Origin of the sequence: Mycobacterium sp. SM1 (assembly GCF_018361265.1) — a bacterium.
Lineage (GTDB): Bacteria > Actinomycetota > Actinomycetes > Mycobacteriales > Mycobacteriaceae > Mycobacterium.
On the sequence record NZ_JAFLNH010000006.1, the window covers coordinates 96,423 to 117,634 of the forward strand.

Sequence of the window (21,212 nt, forward strand, 5' to 3'; positions counted from 1 at the left end):
GCTGCCATGTTGGCGGCCAGGATGTGGCGACGTGGACTTCGACCCAGGGGTTGCTGGTCCGCCGGGGCGAAGCGATGGTGTAGTCGAGCCGGTCAGGCTGTAGCGAGCCGAGGCCGAAGAGTAGTGAGCGGCCCGCAGATGGGAAACGACGGCGTTGCCCACCCCGCCAGGTTCATATCTCAGCTCCTACAGCACACCACCGACAACTACCGACCCCTCAATACCCGCAACAGCTGGTTACCCCGTTGCAGGGCACTCCGGTTGGGTCGCAATATCGGCAATATCGGCACCACAACTGCCGGTTAACGAGCGAACCCTCCCTTTGACCTCAACGTTGTGGTCTTTAGGCCCTACAGACCTAGCGGGTCAACGGTGACACTGATGCCCATCTTGTGTGCTTTTCAAGGAATTGGAGCCATCGATAAGCCCATGAATAAGCTAACGAATAAGCCCACGAATATCAGGCGCACCGCATGACCGGCCCGCAGCGGCTGCGCGTGGCCCTGGTCGCGCCACCTTATTTCGACGTCCCGCCGAGATCCTACGGTGGGGTAGAGGCGGTGGTAGCCGACCTGGCCGATGCGCTGGTTGCGCGCGGGCATGACGTAACGGTCTTGGGCGCCGGGGAGCCGGGCACCACGGCGCGGTTCCTGGCATTGTGGGAGCGCCCGATTGGTGAGCGCCTAGGTGAGCCCTATCCGGAGATTATGCACGCGCTGAAGGTGCGCAGCGCTATCGCGCAGCTGGCAGCCGGGCACGGGCTGGACATTGTGCACGATCACACGTTCGCCGGGGTGCTCAACGCGCCCAGTTACCATCGGCTGGGTGTGTCAACGGTGGTCACCGTGCACGGCCCGCTCGACAACGACCTCTACCCCTACTATCGCGAACTCGGCGACGACGTCGCCCTGGTGGCCATCAGCGACCGCCAACGGGAGTTGGCGCCGGACCTGAGTTGGGTGGGGCGGGTGCATAACGCGCTGCGTGTCGAGCACTGGCCGTTTCGAGCCGACAAAGGCGATTACGCGCTGTTTTTGGGCCGGTTCGCCCCGTATAAGGGCGCGCATCTGGCGCTACGCGCCGCGCATCAAGCGGGCATCCCCTTAGTACTAGCGGGCAAGTGCAGCGAGCCGTCCGAGAAGGCCTATTTCCATGAGCGGGTTTGTCAGCTACTCACCGACCACGACCGGCTCGTCGGTGAGGCCGACGCCGCCAGCAAACGTAACCTGCTGGCCGGGGCGCGGTGTCTGCTGTTTCCGATCCGGTGGGAGGAACCGTTCGGGATTGTGATGATCGAGGCGATGGCGTGCGGTACCCCGGTGGTGGCGCTGCGCGGTGGCGCGGTCGCCGAGATCGTCGTCGACGGGGTGACCGGATTCATCTGTGACGATCCGGCGGATCTTGCCGGCTTGATCGCCCGGGCGTCGACAATCGATCCAGCCGCCTGTCGTGCGCATGTTGCGGCGAATTTCGGGGTACGGCAATTCGGATCTAGCTATGAGCGTATCTATCGGCGGGCGCTCGGCGGGCACCATGGCCGGCCGGGCACCGCCACGTCGGATAGCCCTCGGCTGCAGTCGATGGAGGCGAGCGCATGACACTTCCCGCGTCGACCCGCGACGGCCGTGAGGCGCTCGGCCCCGGGGACGGCGCCGGCATGGTCACCTTGGTGGAGGGGCCAACCTTCTGCCTGTCCAACGCCCACGGCGACATCGTCCCCGGGGCAGCTCACGGGTTGTTCTTTCGCAACACCAGGGTGCTGTCGCGCTGGGAGCTGCTGTTGGACGGTCACACTCCCGAAGCGCTGTCGGTGCAGACCCCCGAGCCCTTCACCGGGCAATTCATCCTGCGAAAGGCACCGCGCGCAGGACTGCGTGATACCAGTCTGTTGCTGGTGCGGGAACGCTTCGTCTCCGGTGGCATGCGGGAAACGCTCACGCTGGAAAACCTCGGCCACGAAACCGCCGTGGTCCATCTTGACATTCACGCTGACGCCGACTTCGCCGATCTGTTCACGGTCAAGGAGGGTCGCGCAGCCCTGCATGGCGCGGAACCGGCCGTGCACGGCGGCGAGCTGGTGCTCAGCGATCTCGCCGATCCCGCCCACCGAGTGTCGATCGACGCCACCGCGCAGCCGAGCCTGACGCCGGGTGTGCTGGCCTGGCAGATCGTGTTGCCGGCACACCAACGTTGGCAGGCCGAGATCGTGGCGCAGCCGGCACCGGCGCATCGTCCGGTGCCAACGCGCCGCGACCACATCAAGAACCACGGTGCAGGCTGGCCCATCGAGGCCTGGCGCGACACCGCGACCCGCCTGACCGCCGAGGATGAGGTGCTTGCCCGGGTGCTGCGGCGAACCGAAAGCGACCTCGGGGCGCTGTTGATCCGCGGTGGGGGCGAAGACGTCCGGCCATTCGTCGCGGCGGGCGCGCCGTGGTTTATGACGTTGTTCGGCCGTGACAGCCTGCTGACCGCGTGGATGGCGTTACCGCTGGATGTCGGCCTATCGATCGGGACGCTGCAGCGGCTGGCACGGCTGCAGGGGCGGCGCGTCGACCCGATGACCGAGGAGCAGCCGGGGCGGATCATGCATGAGCTGCGCCACAGCCCGGGCGGCGGCGGTGCGCTAGACGGCACGCCGTATTACGGCTCGGTCGATGCGACCCCGCTGTTTGTCATGCTGTTAGGCGAGTGCTGGCGGTGGGGGGCCGATGACGCTGCGGTGCACGCCCTGCTTCCCGCTGCCGACGCCGCGCTGGCCTGGGCCGACGAGTACGGCGACCGTGACGGCGACGGTTTCATCGAATACCAGCGTGCGACCGATCGCGGGCTGATCAACCAGGGCTGGAAGGACAGTTTCGACGGCATCAATGACGCTAAGGGCCGCATCGCCGAGCCGCCGATCGCGCTGTGCGAGGTACAGGGTTACTGGTATGCGGCGCTGCTGGCGCGCGCCGAGCTGGCCGACGCGTTCGGCGATCCAGGCACCGCCGGCCAGCTGCGCGAGCGCGCCCAGACCCTGCGCAGCAAATTCCTCGACGCATTCTGGCTACCCGAAAAGGCCTGCTACGCGGTGGCTCTTGACGCCAACAAACGCCCCGTCGACGCGCTGACCAGCAACATCGCACATTGTCTGTGGACCGGGATCGCCGCCGATGAGCACGCCGCCGAGATCCTCGGGCGACTTGCGAGCCAAGAAATGGACTCCGGCTTTGGGCTGCGCACCCTGGCCACGTCGATGGGCGCCTACAACCCCATGAGCTACCACAACGGCTCGGTGTGGCCCCACGACACGGCCATCGCGGTGGCCGGCGTGCTGCGCTACCGGCACCTGCCCGGCGCGGTGCAGCTGGCCGAACGGCTCGCCGACGGCCTGCTGGAGGCGGCGGACGCATTCGATGGGCGGTTGCCCGAATTGTTCTGCGGATTCCCACGCTCACGGTTTTACCGGCCGGTGCCCTATCCCACCGCGTGCTCACCACAAGCATGGGCCAGCGCCGCGCCGCTTCTGCTGGTTCGATCGTTTCTGGGGTTGACCCCGCAGGTGCCCCGGCGAACGCTGACCGTCGCTCCGCACCTGCCGTCGCGGTGGGGCAAGCTGGCGCTCACCGATATGCGACTCGGCGCGGCAACCGTGCACCTTGAGGCCGAGGGCGAAACGGTGACCACCCGTGGGCTGCCCGCGGGATGGCGACTGGTCACCGGTGATTCGAGCCGACCATAGGCGCGCCCTGCTTCGTCGACACGATGACCTTCGCGCATGGGACTTCGGTCCCTAGCGCGTGAGCGCCCGTTGTTGAAACATTGACACCGTAAGCCGTAACAACCGTTCGCCCACAACACGAAGGAGGAATCATGACCGATCTTCCCGTGCGCCGGCAATCGCGCTCGTGGCTGCCGGACCTGTGGTCTGATTTCTGGTCGGATCTATGGACCGGATTTCCGTCCTTGCCGGTGCTTCGTCCCGGCAATCTGATGCGCCTCGAGGAGGAGATGCAAGATGGCCACTATCTGCTGCGCGCCGAACTGCCCGGCATCGACCCAGCCAAGGATGTCGACATCACCGTGAGCAACGGCGAGTTGACGATCAAAGCCGAACGTGCCGAGAAGAAGGAGGCCAAGGGCCGCTCGGAGTTCTGCTACGGCTCATTTGTCCGATCGGTTACCCTGCCGGCAGGTGCCAACGAGGACGACATCAAAGCCACCTACGACAAGGGAATCCTGACCGTGGACGTGCCGGTAGCCACGGAGGCTGCGAAGGCCACCGAAAAGCACATCGCGGTGCAAGCCGGCTAACGCCGTCCACCCGGGGGTCCCGGAGCGTGACAGGGCTTCGGGACCCCCGCGCTTCATAGGGGTATTAAGGAGCACACTATGGCCACAAGAACCATGGTCTGCGGCGTCCTGCGCACCGGGACAATGTATCTGGGACAACATGAGATGACCGCGATAACTCAACGTATCGGCCGCCTTATGCGCGGCCGGCAAGCGGCTGGGAATCCGCGAATGCCGGCCGGCCTGCGTTATCGGCGGAGCCGCCATCACCTGCCGCACCCTTGCCGGTTACCGGCCCTCGACAACCCTTGCCAGTCATGAGTGCTCCTTACGGTGAAACCGCTCCGGCAGCAGGCGAATACAGCGTGGAGGACGACAACCAGCTCCAGCCGGCGGATACGCTCATCGATCGTGGTGTCGACGACGTGCTCGACGAGGGATACTCGCCTCCCGAGCGACCCTACGCGCCTGGCGCTTTCGGTCCTCCTGAGAACATGGATCAGCTGCTCGCAGAAGAAGAGCCAGACCCGGTGTCGCGGCTCAATGTCTTGCTGGATCACGATGACCAACAGCGGTCCGACGAGGCCGAGCGGGAAACTGAGTTTCCCGGACACGATGAGGTCGGACGCACACGCGCCGGACGACTTGTCGCGCCAGACAGGGGATTTGGCGAAGATACCGAGGCAGAGCTGGTCGCCGAGGATGTCGGTATCGACGGCGGAGCTGCATCCGCCGAGGAGGCCGCGGTGCACATAATAGCAGATGAGGAGTAAGCCTAACCCCTATTTACCTGCCTTACCTGCCGGCCAGCCAGATCAGCTATGGGCTGGTATTGCCCGATAATCCCCAACCGGGGAGTCACAATTAACGGTATTTCCCCCTGCAACACCTGCCTTTTTGCGATCCCGCGAATACTTACGTGCCAACTCGGCGCTGCCTGGTTGGTGGGCACGCATGGCGATGTAACCTCAGCAATCGAATAACTGTCTACAGGCTCATTAAGGAAAGGCAGCTTATGTCTTACGTGATCATTCAGCCAGAAACGCTGATTGCCGCAACGAGCGACTTGCAGAGGATCGGTGCTGCGATGAGCGCCGGAAATGCGGTGGCAGCGGTACCGACGACGGAGGTGATGCCCGCCGCTTCCGATGCGGTATCAGTGCTGACGGCAACGCAATTCGCTACACATGCCGCCATGTATCAGGCGGCGGGCAACCACGCGGCGGTGGTTCACGATCTGTTTGTGGCGGCAATGGGGGCCAGTGCCCGCTCGTATGCGGACACCGAGGGCGCCAACGCGATAGCGGCCAGCTAAGGGGTTGATGCGATAATGGATTTTGCGATGCTACCACCGGAGATCAACTCCGGGCGCATGTACTCCGGTCCGGGATCTAGTCCCATGATGGCTGCCGCGAGCGCGTGGGAAGATTTGGCTGTTGAATTGCACTCGGCAGCGGTCTCTCTCAGTGCGGTAATCTCAGGGTTGACCAGCGAGGCGTGGCTGGGTGCCGCGTCGGCCTCGATGGCGACGGCCGCCGGGCACTACGCAGCGTGGCTGACCGCTACCGCTACCCAGGCCGAGCAGACGGCCGCCCAAGCGAGGGCGGCTGCGGCGGCGTACGAGACGGCCTTCGCGGCAATGGTGCCACCGCCGGTGATCGCGGAGAATCGCGCGCTGGTCAGGGCGCTGGTCGCGACGAACTTTCTGGGGCAGAACAGCCCAATGATCGCGGCCACGGAAATGCAGTACGCCGAGATGTGGGCACAGGACGCGGCGGCAATGTATGAGTACGCCGGTGCGTCGGCGGCTGCGGCGGCGTTGACGCCGTTTAGCCCGCCGCCACAGAACACCACCCCGGCGGGGATAGGCGCACAGGCCGCTGCGGTTCGCCGGGCCGCGGAGACGGCGGGGGTGACCCATGGTCAAACCGTCGTGTCCCAATCGATGTCGGCGGTGCCCCAGATATTGCAGCGACTGGCGTCGGTGGGCTCGTCTAGCGCGATAGCGGCGCCGAGAAGCCTCACCGATCCGCCGTCGGGATTAAGCACCCTGGGCGGGGTTATCGGGGCTATAGGGGAGGCACTGACGTTCGGGAGCGGCGGAATGTTTTTGCCCACGTCGATCTTGTTCTTGCTGGGCCCGTTGCTGCAAGCGCCGGTAGCCGGGGCGATGTCGGGATCAACGCTGGCAGAGTGGTACGGGTCCGGGGTGGGTTCCCCAGCAGGGGTGGGCCCGTCGGGAGTGGGCACGTCCGGATGGGGCGGTGCCGGGGCGCTTGCCGGTCAGGGTGGTAGCGCGGTGTTGGCGGGCATGGGCCGGGCAGTGGCGATCGGTGAATTGTCGGTGCCGCGCAGCTGGGCCCTGGCCACACCGGCGGTCATCCATGCAGCCGCCCCCTTGCCGAAGGTCGCTCTGGTCGGTTTGCCGCAAGCCGGGTTAGATGGCCTGGACCCCGGATTCGGCGGGATGATCCCGGCGGGTCTCATGGCCGCGGCGGCAAGCGGTGGCGGCGCTGCGGGTGGTAGTTGGGGCGCCCAGCGCGCCGGGGAGACGGCTCAAGGCGGCGCGCAGGCTGATGGCCGTTACGCTTCCCGCTTTTCGGCGCTACCGCAAGTGGCTCGCGAACCAGGCCGGTACGGGGGCCGGTCGGGGCAGTGGGTGTCACCTGATCAGCAGGCGCGAGATAGCGAGAGACCGTTAAGCAAGGAGGTCCGCGACGAGATCGATGATTTGCGACGGCAGATCGCCGAGTTGGCGATGGAACGTGATGTGCTCATGCGCTCGGCAGCACTGTGGGCCAGGGAAGCCATGGGCCGGTAGCAGACCCGGCCGCGCTGAGCGCGACCCAGCTACGACACAGCTATGGCTAATCGACCCGAACGCGCGTCAGCAGCTGCCCCCGTCTGCCGGCTTGTCCCGTTTCTGGTTGGGGCACCTGAAGCAAAGCGGTCACAGGTGGATGTGTCAGGCCACCGCCCGGTGACCGTGAGCAGCATTCGGATCACCCATGCCAGGCCCACCTGGGGCGTCATGAGACCAGCCGAGAACAACTGGCCCCCAAAATGATTGGCCCTGCATGACCCATTATGTGTCAACTTTAGGGCAGGGTTAGGTCGTCAGCGCACCCAGCTCGCGGCTTTCGGGGTCACTCAGGTCGCGTTGGAGAATGTCAACTGCTGCTTGTAAACCGGCGTCTCCCTGACGCAGATAGGTCGCCGCCTGCTCGATGTCATTAGCGTCGCGATTTTGCACACCCTGCACGCAGTAGCGCAGCCCGACGTGGTAGTCGCCGAGAGCCTGTTGCAAGGCGGTGTTCAGCCACGGATCCGGACTTGGCAGGTGATGTTGTAAACGCGCGACCGCGTCGTCGGCGGTTCGACAGGCCGCGCCCGTCCCCGCGAGGTCATGGTTGGCGGCGAAAAACGCGATATCGTGGCGCGCGGCAACCAGCGCATTCATCGATGGCTCAGTTTGCATGCGCCATGCGTGCAGTTGCGCGCGCATGGGCGGGGACGCCGGCGGCCTAGCAACGCCGTTTGCCGGTGGCGTCGCAGCGCTGATCGGCACTGCCGGCCGCGCAGTTGACAGGCTGTGATGAGCCCATCCCGCAAGCGCCCCGATGATGACCAACAACACGGCACCGCTCGCCGCGGCGATCAGCTCTTGGCGCTGGAAGCCGTTCGGTTTGTCGCGTGGGATGGCCCGCCCTGTCGGGCAGGGATGCCGCGCTGTGCGGCAAAACATGGACATGGTCACGATAAGCCTCCCAGATCAGGCCGACTGGCAATTCGCCCGCCTGCTTGCGATGTTTCCCGTTTGGCGCCGGTCCGGCGAGGGTCTTTAGGCCCAGGGGTGCGGACCATAAGGCCCCGCTCGGCGGGGCCTAAGAGTTGACCCGCGTGCATGTGAAAACTGACCCCTGGCGGGTCGGCGGATTCCAGCGAACGTCGCAACACCGAGGCTATGCGGAGGTTGCGGTGGAAGCACAGCGAAAGACGCGACACGGCGACGTGGAGAAGCAGGAGTGGTTCGATGCCGCCAGGGGTCAGTTTTCACGTGCCGTCGACAAGCCGGTTGCCGAGCAGGTGGGCCGCACGTTGGCCTTCGATCGAGTCTTGGTGCGCGGCTTTTCCCGACCGGAATGGCGGGCAGCGCGAGGTCCTGACACGGCACGCCACACGGTGTGCGGTCAACCTCGCGATGACGAAATGCCCGTTGACCTTCGGTCACAACCTCGCAGGGACCGCTACCCGGGCGAGGTCTTCGGCCACCACAATGTCGCCGGTGAACACCTCGGCCGCCTCCTCGAAGTGGCGGGCCGCGGTGGCATACCGCTGCGAGAAATGGGTGAGCACGAGCCGCCGCACCCCACACTCCGCAGCTACCTGCGCAGCCTGGCGTACGGTCAGGTGCCCGTACCGGTGCGCGAGCAGGGCATCTTGGGCCAGAAACGTCGCCTCGATGACCAGCAAGTCCGCCCCCTCGGCGAGGGCGTAGACGGCGTCGCACAGCCGGGTGTCCATGACGAACGCGAATCGTTGCCCGCGCCGCGGCGCGGTGACCTCCGCCAACCGGATGATGCGCCCGCCCACCGAGATTGCGCCGGCGCGCTGCAGTTCACCAACAGCGGGCCCGGTGATGCCGTGGTGAGCCAGCAATTCCGGCACGAAATGCCGGCCATCCGGCTCGACCAGCCGGTAGCCGATCGCATCGATGGTGTGGTCCAGGCGCCGGGTCTCAAGGACTCCAAACGCGCCCTCGGCAACCAGCTCGTCTCCCACGAGCGGCTGCTCGCGCAGGTCGACGGCGTCGTAGAACACGCAGGCGTGCCGCAGCCGGGCGAAGAACTCCCGGCCCGACGTGGGAAAGTATGCCGTTATTGGGTGCTGGACCCGATCCAAGGACAAGCGCTGCACGATGCCCGGTACACCAAGACAGTGGTCACCGTGGAAATGGCTCAGGCACAGCCGGGTCACACGATTTGCCGCGACACCGGCCAGCACCAGCTGCCGCTGGGTTCCTTCTCCTGGGTCGAATAACAGTCCCTCGCCGTCCCAGCGCAGCAGGTATCCGTTGTGGTTGCGATGGCGGGTGGGCACTTGGCTAGCGGTGCCGAGCACGACCAACTCCCGGATCGACACGAATCGAGACTACGGCTAATTCACCGCGCTGGCGGGCCGGTGAGATCGGGCAGCCATCTGCATGCTGTCGGCATCGGCGTTCAGGCCTCAATGTGACTTTGGGCCACTACGACTGTGACCTGCGGCCCTGCCGATGAGATGACCGCCAGCCCATGATCACAACCGGGGTGACTGGAAGGGAGCCTAGGCAATGAAGGCTCAGGCGCGCCGGCTGGCAGCCGGCCACGCGGGCACGGTGATTCCCGGCCCGGACACGGAAATCGTCACGCCGTCGGACGAGAAGCCAGCAGGTGCCATCGCGGTTTGCGCGGACACCCACTGCGCGTCACCTCCACCGGGGTAGAGCGGGACTCGCAACGGAAAGTACGCCTGGTGACCGACGTACGTGACGGCTGGTGAGGAGATGCGCCCCGCCTATCGCGAGCAGCTGGCCGAGCTGAGCGCACAGCTGGGAGAGATGTGCGAGCTGGCCGGTTTGGCGATGCAACGCGCGACTGACGCATTGTTGCAGGCCGATCTGGTGCTAGCCGAGCAGGTGATCAGCGACCACGAAAAGATTTCTGCAATGAGCGCGCGCGCCGAGAAGAAAGCGTTCCTGCTGCTGGCCCTGCAGGCGCCGGTCGCCGGCGACCTACGCGCGATCGTCAGCTCGATCCAAAACGTTGCTGAACTCGAACGGATGGGCGGGTTGGCCTTACACGTCGCCAAGATCGTCCGGCGCCGCCACCCACAACACGCTCTGCCGGAAGAGGTCAATGGATACTTCGCGGAAATGGGTAGGCTGGCGGTCGAATTAGCGGCCAATGCCCGAGAGGTGTTGTTGTCCAGGGATCTAGACAAGGCCGCCCGTATCCGCCGAGAAGACGACGCAATGGATGATTTGCACCGGCAGCTATTCGCGGTCTTAATGGACCGCCAGTGGAAGCATGGCGTGGAGGCTGCCGTCGACATGACGCTGCTGGGCAGGTTCTACGAACGTTTCGCCGACCATGCTGTCAACGTCGCCCGCCGAGTCATCTTCCAGGCCACCGGGGCACACACCAACGACGAACGCCGATTCACAACCGGCTGACACGCACCAGCAGTGGGGGCTGGCGCACGCCGAAAACCACACCATACATCCGGCGCGACAAGCGCGTTGGCACGCAAGCAGTGACCCATCAGCTGCCGGCATCCGCCGGGCTCATCTGGGGATGCATGGTACTGCCCACGGGTATGACTTCCAGCAGGTCGTCGTCGGGTCGCGCCACGACACGAATCCCGAATCGGCGACTGGTGCGCTCCAGGGTGGCGCGAAGCCATTCGGCGTCGGTCTGCGAGGCACGCTCGAGCCGGATCCGCCGCACGCGCAGCGGGATCATCTGCAGCGAGACCAATGCACCGCTGACCGGATCGGTGCTGATCAAATACAGCAGGCCGAGATCGCCGCGGAATGACTCGTGCCCGCCGATGCCCTCATAGTCGTTGATGACATCACCGCAGCCGTACAGGATGGGTTTGCCGCGGTATATCTCGATCGGCCTGGGATGGTGTGAGGAATGTCCGTGAACAATGTCGACGCCGGCGTCGATCAGGCGGTGCGCGAACCCGATTTCGTCTGCTGTGACCGCATAGCCCCAGTTGGGCCCCCAATGCACCGAAACGATCGCAACGTCGCCGTCACGCTTGTGCACGAGCACCCCTGCCGCCACGTCATCGGCGACATGGCGTGACAGATCCCGGATTAACCACACCCCGGCCCGGTCGCGCTGCGCGGCCCACGATTCGGGAACACCGGACGATTTCGTCGCCACCGAGCCAACCAGCACCCGGTGTCCGCCATGAACCGTCACCGCCGCCGGGCGCCTCGCCATGAGCACATCGGTTCCTGCCCCGGCACCCTGGATTCCGGCGGGGCTGAGGGCCATGATCGTATCGGCTAGTCCCTGATAGCCGAAATCGAGAATGTGGTTGTTGGCCAGGGCGCACACGTCGGGCCGAAACACCGTGAGCGCCAGCAGGTTGTCGGGGTGCATCCGGTAACACACCGCCTTGTGCTCGGCAAATTCCCCGTCGGCGGTGATTGTTGTTTCGAGGTTGATTACGCGAACATCGGGGGCGATGTCGTCAAGGAACGCCAGTACGTCACCCCAGGGCCAGCTCCAGTCCACCGGACGCGGAATGGGCCCGTTCGCCTGCTCGGCCAGATGAACATATTCCCGCGCATCCCGCACATACGGCTCCCGCAGCTGCGGGTCACCGGGGTGAGCCAAAATCTGGTCGACGCCCCGCCCGAGCATCACGTCGCCACCTAGCAGCACTGTCACCACAGCGGACTCACCAGCCATGCCTGATCACCGCCTTTTCACAGCTTAGTCGCCGACATCAATGCCGCCACCTTCGCATCCCGGCCCACCGAGGAGAGAGGGGCCGAATGTCCTCAACACCGCGCCTAAGGTCACATTGCCCGCACGACTGCACGCGCTGCACGCAGTCAACGGGTCAAACGCCGGTGGTTAAAAGGCATAATGGCCCTACCCCGGCTGATCGCCCACGCCTAAATTATGGGCTGTCTTTCCTCAATCACCCAGGCACATCAGGAGTTTCAGGAGAACACCATGACGATGGCCAAAGACATCATGCACCGCGGGGTGACCTATGTCGGTGAGCATGAGACGGTGGCCGCCGCGGCCCGGCACATGCGTGACTTCGGCGTGGGTGCGCTGCCGATCTGGGGAGACGACAACCGCTTGCACGGACTGCTCACCGACCGCGACATCGTGGTCAAATGCATCGCCGTCGGCCGTGATCCCAACACCACCACGGCCGGGGAGCTGGCGCAGGGCCGCGTCTATCACATCGGCGGCGAGGCCACTATCGAACAGATGCTCACCATGATGGAAGAGCACCGGGTCCGTCGGCTGCCGGTCATCGAAAACCACCGGCTTATCGGCATCGTCAGCGAAGCCGACATCGCCCGTCACCTGCCCGAGCACGCCATCGCCGAGTTCGTCAAGGCCATCTACGCACCCTGAAGGCAGGCGTTCACCCCAAGCCTCACCACGATGACCTGCGTCATCAGTTGCTAAGGGCAGCTTCGTTTAATGGGTCACAGTGGTTGTCACAGCGTTCACGACCTTGCGCCCACCGGAGCGGGAAAGCGATCATTGACTCCGCTGCTGCCGGCTATGCGGGCGCAGTGCGCACCGCAGTATATCTTCCCATCGGCCTCCACCCCGTGGCCCAGAACGCGACACCCGCAGTTAGCGCACGTGGGCGCCAATTTCATTGCCGCGCACTCAATGCTGTCGAACGTTGAGCTGTGACCATCCACCCAGGTGACCGTGAATGCCTTGTCGTAGTCATTGCCGCAGGTAGCACAGATCGCCATCTCAGTCGACCCCTTTCCTAGTTGCTTTCCTAACCGGGTCGTGTCCCTGCGGCGGTGTAAAAGGGTTCGGACGTAGGTTCCCTCCAAGACGGGAAGTCTGAGGAAAGGAGCCCACGTCCGTGTCGAAGAGGATATCGCCTGCGCAGCGGTTGCAGGCAGAGATTGATGGGGTGTTCGCCGGTGGTGAGGATTTGTCGCGTGCAGTCGAGCGGGTGGCCCAGTTGGGCGCGCAGCTACTGCTGCAGTGCGCGTTGGAGGCCGAGGTGAGCGCGTTTTTGGGCCGGGATCGCTACCAGCGGGCCGCTACCAGCGAGGATCCGCGGGCTGGGATGCGTAACGGGTATTGCCCGACCACGGTCAAAACGACCGCCGGCCCGATCACGCTGCACCGGCCGAAGGTGCGCGGCACCACCGAGCGGTTCGCCAGCCAGTTGTTCGGCACGGGGGTGACCAAGACCAACGCGCTGGAGTCGCTGGTGATCGCCGGTTTCGTGCGCGGGTTGTCGACCCGCGACGTGGAGGCCACCTTGGTCGAGGCGCTCGGCGAGGGCGCGGCGGTGTCGAAGTCGACGGTGTCGCGGGTGTGTGAGGACATCAAGACCCAGTTCGAGTCCTGGAGCCGTCGGCGCCTCGACGAGGTGGAGCTGGACTACCTGTTTTTGGACGGCAGCCATTTCACGTACCACGCCAACGCCTCGGCCGAGCCGGTGCTGGCGGCGTGGGGCATCGACACCGACGGCAAACCGGTGTTCGTCGGGCTGGAGGCCGCCGCGAGCGAGTCCGGGGACGCCTGGGAGGGGTTTTTGCGCGGGCTCGGCGAGCGCGGGCTGGCCTGCCCGCTGCTGGTGATCAGCGACGGCGCACCGGGGTTGATCGGCGCGGTGGAGCGCACCATGGGTGCCGCGCTGCGCCAGCGGTGTCTGGTGCATCGCGCCAGAAACATCCTTGCCAAAGTGCCCAAAAACGCCCAAGCCGAGGTGAAGGCCGACTACTGGGCGATCTTCGATGTGCCCGAGAACATCGCGCCTGGCATCGACGCGGTCACCTACGTGCACAAGAGGATCGACGCGTTCGCCAAGCGTTGGCGCGACTCGTATCCGGCGGCGGTGCGGTGTCTTCTTGATGACCGTGACTCGCTGACGGTCTACCTGCGGTTCCCGCGGGAGCATTGGGCCCGGGTGCGCCACTCCAATTTCATCGAGCGGACCTTCGGGGAGACCCGCCGCCGAGTCAAGGTCATCGGCCGACTGCCCGGCGAGCACTCCTGCCTGAAGCTGGTGTGGGCCGTGCTCGACCGCGCCTCGGCCGGCTGGCGCGGGTTCACCATGACACCGGCCGGGCTACGGCTACTACAGGACCTGCGAAGGTCGTTGCATGACCCACCGAACCAACTGCCGCAACGAAATTCGGAAGTACGCGCCGAAACCGGAGCGGCGCCGGCCGATGCTGTCGGCGCCATCGCCTAAAATCACAATCGCAAGTGAGCGGAATCTATGCCCGAACTTTTACACCGCGATTGAGACGCCACCCCTAACCGTAAGGAACCGTAAGGAACCGTAAGGACGCTTTCCTAACCGTAACGACCACCAATCTGGTGATCGCGCCGGCGAACGACAAGGACGGAGAAATCGCTGCTGCGCAACGCATGCGCGCCCGCTGGACCAACAAGCTGCCGTACCTGGCCGGTGTGTGCGCCGCTGATCACAACCCACCCAGTGGTCTTTGCGTGCTCGGTGAGGTAGTTCAGGAACGTGCCGTAGGCCGCAATGGCCTGGACTTTGACCTCGGGATAGCGGGGCATCCACGCCGCCACATCGCGATCGAGTGCGGTTCGCGCCTGGCGGTCACGCTCGTCGATGATGCGGTCGTCCTGAAGGTCGTTGAACCCGGACTCCCAGGCTGAGATCACCGCCAGCGGAGCGTTCAGCCGCTGGGCCTCCTGGAACGCCATCTGCAGGACGTCGCTGTTTTCTGCCGACTCGCTGACCAGCGCGACAATCGAACGGCCGTCACCCACCGGGGCGTTACCGCGGCTCCTGATCACCGCCACCGAGCACGCCGCGGACTGCGCCAACTCAGCGGCGGTAACACCGACGCCGTCGGACTCGGGATGGGTGGTTCCGGTCCCGCCGACACAGAGCAATGCCCCGGCACCTGACGCTTCGATCAGCACAGGCGCCGGGCTGCCACTCACGATTTGCGTCTCGACCTTTACCGGCTTTCCCAGGGTGGCGACGGCGCTGGATGCCTCGTGCAGCGCCCGCTCCGCGGTTGCGAGTGCCTGCTTGCCGGTGTGGTTTTGCTCCCGGACGTAGAGCAGCCGCAACGGGATATTGGAACCCGCCACCTTCTCGGCGGCCCACCGGGCAGCGCGAACCGCTGCCTGCGACCCGTCGATGCCAACGACGACCGATGTCGCTGGAAGATACTCCAACATGTGCACCCCGGGCAGTCGACGACGGGAGAACGCAAGAACCCTATCGAATGTGTGGTGGCCGATCAGGAGGCATTAGTCCTCACTTGCTGATCCGTTGTGCCTTATTTGCTTTATTATTCCGGCGGTCCGAGCCCACGACCGCAGCGCTCGTATGAGGCTTTAGCCGCGGGGGCTGGCACGCTTCAGTTTGACGAAGCTGGTGATTCCCGAGCGCTGAAACACCAGCCGACGTACTGGCGGTAGTTGCGGCGCGGCCGATGCGGCGCTGATGATTTCGGGCTCGACGACGCCGTAAGTTTGGCCACTGACCTGGATCGTCGCCCGGCCTGCGCTCAGCACATTGCGCAGCCAATCGACGTTTGTGCCGTAGGGCAGCGGCACAATGAATCCGTCCGGCACTTTCACCGCTACCACCGGTGTCGCATACTGCCGGCCCGAGTTACGTCCCGTGTGCCTGATCACCGAGGCGTACCAGAATTTTCGACCAGCCAGTCGCATCATCGCCGGGTTGAGCACGAACTTGTTGAACACACGTACCGCGTCCCGGACCGAACGATGTGTGCTGGTGCTGTCCATGCCCCCATGTTGGCCACCTACCGGCTCCTCGGGCAGGGCCCTCCGGCCGCAACCTTTGGTGACCTTTGTCCCTATCGCGGCTTGCCCGGCACGGAAACCATGAAGGCAATACCCGGCTAGGACCCAGCATGCAGATCATTCACAAGACCTCCGACGATCTCGTCGTCACGCCGAACCTCACCAACTATGAGCAGATCTGTTCGACATTCGACTGGGCCGACGTGCCGCCGTTATGCGAGGGCATGGGCGGCGGCGGCTGCAACATCGCTTACGCCGCCGTCGACCGCCACGCCGAGGGACCGGCACGAACCCGTACGGCACTGCGGTTCATCACCGATGCCGGCCCGGACGGCCGGATCGCGACCAGGCAATTCAGCTATGGCGAGCTGGCCGAGCTGTCGCGGCGGTTCACCAGCGCCCTACGCTCGCTCGGCATCGGCAAGGGCGACCGTGTCTTTACGGTCATGGGCCGACTCCCCGAGCTGTATATCGCGATCATGGGCGCCCTGCGCAACGGCAGCGTCGTGTGCCCGATGTTCTCGGCCTTCGGGCCCGAACCCATCGCCACCCGGGTCGGCATCGGCCAAGCCGATGTCCTGGTGACCACCGCCTCGATCTACCGGCGAAAGATCGCCCCGGTCCGCAACCGCCTGACATCGGTTCGATACATCCTGCTGGTCGACGGCCAGAACACCCCCGATGGGGGGCTCAGCTTTTGGCATCTGATGAGCGCAGCCGGCGAGAACTCCCCGATCGAGCCCACAACTGGCGACGACCCGGCACTGCTGCACTTCACCAGCGGCACTACCGGGACGCCAAAAGGCGCCATCCATGTGCACGGCGCCGTCGCCATGCACTACGTCACCGGCCTGTACGCGCTGGACCTGCATTCCGACGATATCTTCTGGTGCACCGCCGACCCGGGCTGGGTGACCGGGACCTCTTACGGTGTGATCGCCCCGTTGCTGCACGGCGTGACCTCGATCGTCGACGAGGCGGAATTCGACGCCGAGCGCTGGTACACCATCCTGCAAGATCAGGGCGTGACGGTGTGGTACACCGCGCCTACCGCGATCCGGATGCTCATCAAGGCTGGTCCCGAACTCGCGTCGCAGTATCGGTTTCCGCGCCTGCGTTTCATCGCCAGTGTTGGTGAGCCGCTGAACCCCGAGGCCGTCTGGTGGGGGAAACGCGTTTTGGGCCTGCCGATTCACGACAACTGGTGGCAGACCGAAACCGGTGGAATCATGATCGCCAACACGCCCGCGTTCGATATCAAACCGGGGTCGATGGGCCGGCCACTGCCCGGCGTGCACGCATACATAGTGCGACATAACGACAACGGCAGCGTCTCGGTGATCGACGAGCCGGATAGTGAAGGTGAGCTTGCACTCCAGAGGGGTTGGCCGTCGATGTTTCGGGGCTATCTGCACGACGACGAGCGCTACCGCAAGTCATTCACCGACGGGCTCTACCTCACCGGGGACCTTGCGAAAAAGGATGCTGATGGCTATTTCTGGTTTGTCGGCAGGGCCGATGACGTCATCAAGTCGGCCGGGCATCTAATCGGCCCGTTCGAAGTCGAGAACACCCTGACCGAGCATCCCGCGGTCGCCGAGGCGGCGGTCATCGGCAAACCGGATCCGGTGGTAGGCGAGATCGTCAAGGCGTTCGTCACGCTGAAGGATGGGTTCACCGGCGATGACGCGCTGCGGCTGGCGTTGCTGGCCCACGCCCGCAAGAAGCTAGGCGCTGCGGTCGCCCCCAAGGAGATCGAATTCGCCGACTCGCTGCCGCATACCCGCAGCGGGAAGATCATGCGGCGGTTGCTGAAAGCGCGTGAACTCGGGTTACCCGAAGGTGACACGTCCACGGTCGAGACACCGGCAGGGCCGCACGTCCAGGGGGTGTCGGCGTGACCGATGTCGAACTTGCCCGCAGGCTGCTGTCGGATATGGTGCGGGTGCGCAGAATGGAAGAAAAGTGCGCAGAACTTTACGGGGAAACCAAGATTCGTGGATTTCTGCACCTCTACGTCGGCGAGGAGGCCGTCGCGGCCGGCTCGCTGCGAGTGTTGGACGCCGACGACGCGGTGGTGGCGACCTATCGCGAGCACGCGCACGCGCTGCTGCGTGGCGTGTCGATGAACGCGATCATGGCCGAGATGTTCGGCAAACAAGAAGGCTGCTCGCGAGGCCGTGGTGGGTCGATGCACCTGTTCGACGCGGCTACCCGCTTTTACGGCGGGCACGCGATCGTGGCCAGCGGCTTGCCGCTCGCGGTCGGCCTTGCCCTGGGCGATGCGATGATGCACCGCAACCGCGTTACCGCATGCTATTTCGGTGACGGCGCTGTTGCTGAGGGCGCTTTCCACGAGTCTTTGAACATGGCGGCGCTGTGGCAGCTGCCGGTGCTGTTTTGTTGTGAGAACAACTTTTATGCGATGGGAACCGCATTGGAGCGGGCGCAATCGCAAACCGACCTGACGGCCAAGGCCGCGGCCTACCGCGTGCCGACGCTCGCCGTGGATGGCATGGATGTGATGGCGTGTCATGCGGCCGCACAACAGGGCGCCGCGCAGGTCCGCGACTCGGGTGGCCCGTTCTTCATCGAATTTCGCACCTACCGTTTTCGCGCCCATTCGATGTTTGATCCCGAGTTGTACCGGGACAAGGCCGAGGTGCAGCGGTGGCGCAAGCGCGACCCCATCCCGGCGTTCAGTGAGCGCTGCGTGCGTGAGGGCACACTCACGCGCGCGGATATTGCCGGCATCGAAAGGGCGGCCGATGCCGAGATCGAGGCCGCGGTAGCCTTCGCCGAGGCCGGGACCTGGGAGAATGTGGAGGATCTCGAGCGTGATGTGCTGACGCCGGCAGCAGAGGCGGTAACGTGAAGACCAGCTATCGCACCGCGGTTCACGACGCGTTACGCGACGCACTGCGCGCCGATCCCCGAGTTGTATTGATGGGCGAGGACGTTGGCCGATATGGCGGAACGTATGCAGTGTCCAAAGGACTGCTCGAGGAATTCGGTCCAGAGCGAGTGCGCGACACTCCGCTGTCGGAATTGAGCTTTGTCGGCATGGGAATCGGCGCCTGCCTGAACGGGATTCGGCCGATCGTCGAAATCATGACAGTGAACTTCAGTCTGCTGGCACTCGATCAGATTGTCAATACCGCTGCTGCGCTTCGCCATATGTCTGGTGGTCAATTCTCGGTGCCGCTCGTGATCAGGATGGCTACTGGTGCGGGCCGTCAATTGGCCGCCCAGCACTCGCATAGCCTCGAGCCCTGGTATGCCCATATCCCGGGAATCAAGGTGGTTGCTCCGGCGACGGTGGCTGACGCCTACGGCATGCTGGGCACCGCGCTCTCGGACCCGGATCCGGTGGTGATTTTCGAGCATGTCCAGCTCTACAACACCACAACCGACGTCGACGAGCTTACAGCCACCGATATTTCTCGCGCGGCTGTCCGCCGTAGCGGATCTGATGTAACCCTGATCGCCTATGGCGGGTGCCTGCCCAAAACGCTGGAAGCCGCTGATCAATTGGCGATCGGCGGAATCGACTGCGAAGTGATCGACCTACGGGTTTTGCGTCCGCTGGATGATGACACGATATTGGAGTCGGTTGGCAAGACCCACCGGGCGGTGGTGGTCGACGAAGCTTGGCGCAGCGGTAGTTTGGCGGCCGAAATCAGCGCACGAATCGTGGAGGGAGCGTTTTTCGACCTTGACGCTCCCATTGCCCGGGTCTGCAGCGCAGAGGTACCCATACCCTATGCGAGACACCTAGAAGAGGCTGCTCTCCCGCAGCCGGACAAGATCGTCGCCGCGGCACAAAGCCTGTTCGGTGATCGGCGATGATCGAGTTCAAGATGCCCGCGCTGGGCGCGGACATGGACGAGGGAACCCTCGAGGAATGGCGGGTCAAACCCGGTGACGAGGTGAAGCGCGGACAGGTAGTGGCCGTAGTCGAGACCAGCAAAGCCGCCGTGGAAGTCGAGTGCTGGCATGAGGGCACGGTGCATGAACTGCTGGTTCCGGTCGGCCAAACCGTCGGCGTGGGAACGGTATTGGCGACCCTGCTGGAACCGGGAGAGACGTCGGAAAAACCGGCGAAGGTCCCCGCAAAGCCGGTGGCGGTCTCAGCTAAGCCCCCCGCCGCGGCTGGGGCGCCGGCGCGTCCAGTCCGGCCGCTCGCCGCCCCGGCGCGAACGGCACCCCAACGCCGGTGGGTCTCACCCGCTGCGCGGCGGTTAGCGACATCGCTGGGCGTTGACCTCGATAGCGTGACCGGCAGCGGCCCACAGGGCGCGATCACCATCAGCGATGTGGAACACGCCGCCGCCTCCGTGACCAAGCCGAAAGCCAAACCCAGCGCAGCGGAGCGTGCCGCGCACATGCGGCGATCGATCGCCGCGGCGATGAGCCGCTCGAAACGCGAGATTCCGCATTACTATCTGGCGGACGAGATCGTGATGGAAAACGCGCTGAGCTGGCTGAGCGCGCGCAACGCGGAGCGACCCATCACCGAGCGGCTACTGCCGGCCGTTCTGCAGTTAAAGGCCGTGGCCCTTGCGGCCCAGCGATTCGGCGAGTTCAACGGATTCTGGCGGGATGACGCGTTTCAGCCCGGCACCGGAGTTCATGTTGGTGTCGCGATCTCGCTGCGCGGTGGTGGTCTGGTCGCGCCGGCTATTCACGACGTTGCTGATAAGAAGCTCGATGAGCTGATGCGCGACCTCACCGACCTGGTTGCCCGGGCCCGCGCCTTCTCGCTGCGAAGCTCCGAGATGTCGGACCCGACGATCACCGTGACCAACCTGGGCGACCAAGGTGTCGACACCGTCTTCGGAGTGATCTACCCGCCGCAAGTGGCCCTGGTCGGTTTCGGCAAGCCCGCGCAGCGGGTCTGTGTGATCGACGGCGGGATTCGGGTCGTCACCACGGTGCAGGCCACGCTCGCCGCCGACCACCGCGCAAGTGACGGGCACCGCGGTGCGTTGTTTCTTGCGGCGGTCGACGAGTTGCTCCAGCAGCCCGGCGTTTTGGAGAAGTGAAGAGCAGATGATGACCAGAGAAGACATCCGTGACGAGGTGCTGTCGGTCTTGACGGCCATCGCCCCGGAAGTGACGGCCGACGATATCGACGACGAGCTACTGCTGCGAGACCAGGTTGACCTCGATTCGATGGATTGGCTGAACTTCCTGGTCGGCATCCACAAGCGGTTACACGTCGACATTCCCGAACGGGACTACGCGTCGTTGCGCACCCTCGCCGACGTCGTCGGATACGTCGAGAAGCATCGGGTGGAGCCGAATTAACCACGCCGTGCCCACAGCATCCTGGCCCTTGGGACCGGTGCTTCGTTCCCCGTGGCATTCCCTATCGCAGCGCACCCGACGCCG

Annotated in this window: 20 protein-coding genes; 14 read left to right on the forward strand and 6 right to left on the reverse strand. The window is 64.8% G+C overall.

Going from position 1 to position 21,212, the window contains the following annotated elements; all coding sequences use genetic code 11:
• Positions 1-473 precede the first annotated feature (473 nt).
• The 6 genes from MSM1_RS21190 (at position 474) to MSM1_RS21215 (ending at position 7,096) form a co-directional block, all read left to right on the forward strand.
• Positions 474-1,598 carry a glycosyltransferase family 4 protein gene (locus MSM1_RS21190; RefSeq protein ID WP_213446214.1) on the forward strand — a complete coding sequence of 375 codons (1,125 nt, stop codon included), beginning with the start codon at positions 474-476 and terminating at the stop codon, positions 1,596-1,598.
• On the forward strand, positions 1,595-3,724 hold the full coding sequence (locus MSM1_RS21195) for a glycogen debranching N-terminal domain-containing protein (protein WP_213446216.1): 2,130 nt from the start codon (positions 1,595-1,597) through the stop codon (positions 3,722-3,724). Before MSM1_RS21190 ends, MSM1_RS21195 begins: the two co-directional genes overlap by 4 nt.
• A 128-nt stretch (positions 3,725-3,852) precedes the next feature.
• Positions 3,853-4,296, forward strand: a complete 444-nt coding sequence (locus tag MSM1_RS21200; protein ID WP_213446282.1) for an Hsp20/alpha crystallin family protein — start codon at positions 3,853-3,855, stop codon at positions 4,294-4,296.
• Positions 4,297-4,592: 296 nt separating this feature from the next.
• Positions 4,593-5,048, forward strand: a complete 456-nt coding sequence (locus tag MSM1_RS21205) for a DUF5709 domain-containing protein (RefSeq protein ID WP_213446218.1) — start codon at positions 4,593-4,595, stop codon at positions 5,046-5,048.
• A gap of 242 nt (positions 5,049-5,290) precedes the next feature.
• Positions 5,291-5,590: a PE family protein gene (locus tag MSM1_RS21210; RefSeq protein WP_213446220.1), complete on the forward strand. Its 300-nt coding sequence runs from the start codon at positions 5,291-5,293 to the stop codon at positions 5,588-5,590.
• Between the two features lie 15 nt (positions 5,591-5,605).
• Positions 5,606-7,096, forward strand: a complete 1,491-nt coding sequence (locus tag MSM1_RS21215) for a PPE family protein (protein ID WP_213446222.1) — start codon at positions 5,606-5,608, stop codon at positions 7,094-7,096.
• 288 nt (positions 7,097-7,384) lie between these two features.
• On the opposite strand, the gene MSM1_RS21220 is transcribed toward MSM1_RS21215, so the two are convergent.
• Positions 7,385-7,735, reverse strand: a complete 351-nt coding sequence (locus tag MSM1_RS21220; RefSeq protein WP_213446224.1) for a hypothetical protein — start codon at positions 7,733-7,735, stop codon at positions 7,385-7,387.
• 767 nt (positions 7,736-8,502) lie between these two features.
• Positions 8,503-9,417, reverse strand: a complete 915-nt coding sequence (locus tag MSM1_RS21225; RefSeq protein WP_213446226.1) for a ribonuclease Z — start codon at positions 9,415-9,417, stop codon at positions 8,503-8,505.
• Between the two features lie 403 nt (positions 9,418-9,820).
• On the opposite strand from MSM1_RS21225, the gene phoU reads away from it, so the two are divergent.
• Positions 9,821-10,489, forward strand: a complete 669-nt coding sequence (gene phoU, locus MSM1_RS21230; protein ID WP_213446228.1) for a phosphate signaling complex protein PhoU — start codon at positions 9,821-9,823, stop codon at positions 10,487-10,489.
• Between the two features lie 88 nt (positions 10,490-10,577).
• On the opposite strand, the gene MSM1_RS21235 is transcribed toward phoU, so the two are convergent.
• Positions 10,578-11,744, reverse strand: coding sequence for a CapA family protein (locus tag MSM1_RS21235; protein WP_213446230.1), 1,167 nt, complete (start codon positions 11,742-11,744; stop codon positions 10,578-10,580).
• Between the two features lie 270 nt (positions 11,745-12,014).
• On the opposite strand from MSM1_RS21235, the gene MSM1_RS21240 reads away from it, so the two are divergent.
• Positions 12,015-12,431 (forward strand): CBS domain-containing protein, encoded by a 417-nt coding sequence (locus MSM1_RS21240; protein WP_213446232.1) that lies wholly within the window; start codon positions 12,015-12,017, stop codon positions 12,429-12,431.
• A 95-nt stretch (positions 12,432-12,526) separates the two neighbouring features.
• Here MSM1_RS21240 and MSM1_RS22360 read toward each other — a convergent pair whose 3' ends face one another.
• Entirely contained in the window at positions 12,527-12,787 is a 261-nt protein-coding gene (locus MSM1_RS22360) for a hypothetical protein (RefSeq protein ID WP_236057449.1), read from the reverse strand.
• Positions 12,788-12,906: 119 nt separating this feature from the next.
• Between MSM1_RS22360 and MSM1_RS21245 the strand changes: the two genes are divergently transcribed.
• Positions 12,907-14,253: an IS256 family transposase gene (locus tag MSM1_RS21245; RefSeq protein WP_213441922.1), complete on the forward strand. Its 1,347-nt coding sequence runs from the start codon at positions 12,907-12,909 to the stop codon at positions 14,251-14,253.
• Positions 14,254-14,357: 104 nt separating this feature from the next.
• Here the strand turns inward: MSM1_RS21245 and MSM1_RS21250 are convergent, their stop codons facing one another.
• Together MSM1_RS21250 and MSM1_RS21255 are read right to left on the reverse strand one after the other, a co-directional pair.
• Positions 14,358-15,224 (reverse strand): universal stress protein, encoded by an 867-nt coding sequence (locus MSM1_RS21250; RefSeq protein WP_236057615.1) that lies wholly within the window; start codon positions 15,222-15,224, stop codon positions 14,358-14,360.
• A gap of 159 nt (positions 15,225-15,383) precedes the next feature.
• On the reverse strand, positions 15,384-15,800 hold the full coding sequence (locus MSM1_RS21255) for a nitroreductase family deazaflavin-dependent oxidoreductase (protein ID WP_213446236.1): 417 nt from the start codon (positions 15,798-15,800) through the stop codon (positions 15,384-15,386).
• A 128-nt stretch (positions 15,801-15,928) separates the two neighbouring features.
• Here MSM1_RS21255 and acsA point away from each other — a divergent pair, with 128 nt between their 5' ends.
• The 5 genes from acsA to MSM1_RS21280 are packed head-to-tail and all read left to right on the forward strand — an operon-like array spanning position 15,929 to position 21,128.
• A complete protein-coding gene (acsA, locus tag MSM1_RS21260) occupies positions 15,929-17,719 on the forward strand; it encodes an acetate--CoA ligase (protein ID WP_213446242.1) in 1,791 nt (596 codons plus the stop codon).
• A complete protein-coding gene (gene pdhA / locus MSM1_RS21265; RefSeq protein ID WP_213446244.1) occupies positions 17,716-18,693 on the forward strand; it encodes a pyruvate dehydrogenase (acetyl-transferring) E1 component subunit alpha in 978 nt (325 codons plus the stop codon). Before acsA ends, pdhA begins: the two co-directional genes overlap by 4 nt.
• Positions 18,690-19,667, forward strand: coding sequence for an alpha-ketoacid dehydrogenase subunit beta (locus MSM1_RS21270; protein ID WP_213446246.1), 978 nt, complete (start codon positions 18,690-18,692; stop codon positions 19,665-19,667). Before pdhA ends, MSM1_RS21270 begins: the two co-directional genes overlap by 4 nt.
• The gene (locus tag MSM1_RS21275; RefSeq protein WP_213446248.1) at positions 19,664-20,863 is read left to right on the forward strand and encodes a dihydrolipoamide acetyltransferase family protein; all 1,200 of its coding nucleotides are present in this window, start codon (positions 19,664-19,666) and stop codon (positions 20,861-20,863) included. Before MSM1_RS21270 ends, MSM1_RS21275 begins: the two co-directional genes overlap by 4 nt.
• 10 nt (positions 20,864-20,873) lie before the next feature.
• On the forward strand, positions 20,874-21,128 hold the full coding sequence (locus MSM1_RS21280) for an acyl carrier protein (RefSeq protein ID WP_374101759.1): 255 nt from the start codon (positions 20,874-20,876) through the stop codon (positions 21,126-21,128).
• Positions 21,129-21,212 lie beyond the last annotated feature (84 nt).

Bases quoted from the DNA above. Each gene is read 5' to 3' on its own strand.
- MSM1_RS21190 (WP_213446214.1), top strand. From the start codon at position 474: ATGACCGGCCCGCAGCGGCTGCGCGTGGCCCTGGTCGCGCCACCTTAT.
- MSM1_RS21195 (WP_213446216.1), top strand. From the start codon at position 1,595: ATGACACTTCCCGCGTCGACCCGCGACGGCCGTGAGGCGCTCGGCCCC.
- MSM1_RS21205 (WP_213446218.1), top strand. From the start codon at position 4,593: ATGAGTGCTCCTTACGGTGAAACCGCTCCGGCAGCAGGCGAATACAGC.
- MSM1_RS21210 (WP_213446220.1), top strand. From the start codon at position 5,291: ATGTCTTACGTGATCATTCAGCCAGAAACGCTGATTGCCGCAACGAGC.
- MSM1_RS21215 (WP_213446222.1), top strand. From the start codon at position 5,606: ATGGATTTTGCGATGCTACCACCGGAGATCAACTCCGGGCGCATGTAC.
- MSM1_RS21220 (WP_213446224.1), bottom strand. From the start codon at position 7,735: ATGAATGCGCTGGTTGCCGCGCGCCACGATATCGCGTTTTTCGCCGCC.
- phoU (WP_213446228.1), top strand. From the start codon at position 9,821: ATGCGCCCCGCCTATCGCGAGCAGCTGGCCGAGCTGAGCGCACAGCTG.
- MSM1_RS21235 (WP_213446230.1), bottom strand. From the start codon at position 11,744: ATGGCTGGTGAGTCCGCTGTGGTGACAGTGCTGCTAGGTGGCGACGTG.
- MSM1_RS21240 (WP_213446232.1), top strand. From the start codon at position 12,015: ATGACGATGGCCAAAGACATCATGCACCGCGGGGTGACCTATGTCGGT.
- MSM1_RS22360 (WP_236057449.1), bottom strand. From the start codon at position 12,787: ATGGCGATCTGTGCTACCTGCGGCAATGACTACGACAAGGCATTCACG.
- MSM1_RS21250 (WP_236057615.1), bottom strand. From the start codon at position 15,224: ATGTTGGAGTATCTTCCAGCGACATCGGTCGTCGTTGGCATCGACGGG.
- MSM1_RS21255 (WP_213446236.1), bottom strand. From the start codon at position 15,800: ATGGACAGCACCAGCACACATCGTTCGGTCCGGGACGCGGTACGTGTG.
- acsA (WP_213446242.1), top strand. From the start codon at position 15,929: ATGCAGATCATTCACAAGACCTCCGACGATCTCGTCGTCACGCCGAAC.
- MSM1_RS21275 (WP_213446248.1), top strand. From the start codon at position 19,664: ATGATCGAGTTCAAGATGCCCGCGCTGGGCGCGGACATGGACGAGGGA.
- MSM1_RS21280 (WP_374101759.1), top strand. From the start codon at position 20,874: ATGACCAGAGAAGACATCCGTGACGAGGTGCTGTCGGTCTTGACGGCC.